The sequence below is a fragment of the Porphyromonas uenonis 60-3 genome (assembly GCF_000174775.1).
In the GTDB taxonomy this organism is placed as follows: Bacteria; Bacteroidota; Bacteroidia; order Bacteroidales; family Porphyromonadaceae; genus Porphyromonas; species Porphyromonas uenonis_A.
The window spans coordinates 1-508 of record NZ_ACLR01000223.1; the positions used below are offsets into that span (position 1 = coordinate 1).

The following is a 508-nucleotide window of genomic DNA, read 5'->3' on the forward strand; positions in this document are numbered from 1 at the left end:
GACGATGGATGCTTATAGCCGCATCATCACCGGCTTTGACCTGCAGCCCACGCTCTCCACAGAGGGCCCCTACAACGCACTAAAACAGACCGTTGACTTCTACAAAAAGCATGGCTTTGACCTCAAAGGACTCATCTTCCATAGCGACCGAGGCTGTCAATACGTCTCCAAGCAGATGACCGACTACGAGGCCAGCCTAGGCATCGTAACCAGCGTTACCCAGACCGGCAACCCTCTCCACAACGCTATGGCTGAGCGACTTAACGGAATCATCAAGAACGACTGGCTCTACAACTTCGAGGATAAGCCCATAGATCAAGTTCGGGAGATCCTCTCGCAAACGATTGCTCTCTATAACACAGCGCGTCCTCATCGAGCCCTCAACAAGAAGACTCCGATGCAGATGCTCATACCAGATTACCCCAACCCTCTAACCACACAACCGCCTAAGAACCAGATATCTAAAAACGATTCACCAACAGCTCCGAGCCTCAAAACTCCGAGCCCA

At 52.0% G+C, this 508-nt stretch carries 1 protein-coding gene; it reads left to right on the forward strand.

Annotated features, from left to right (window positions below):
- A partial coding sequence (locus tag PORUE0001_RS08890) for an integrase core domain-containing protein (protein WP_007366116.1) occupies positions 1-508 on the forward strand: 508 nt, incomplete at both ends.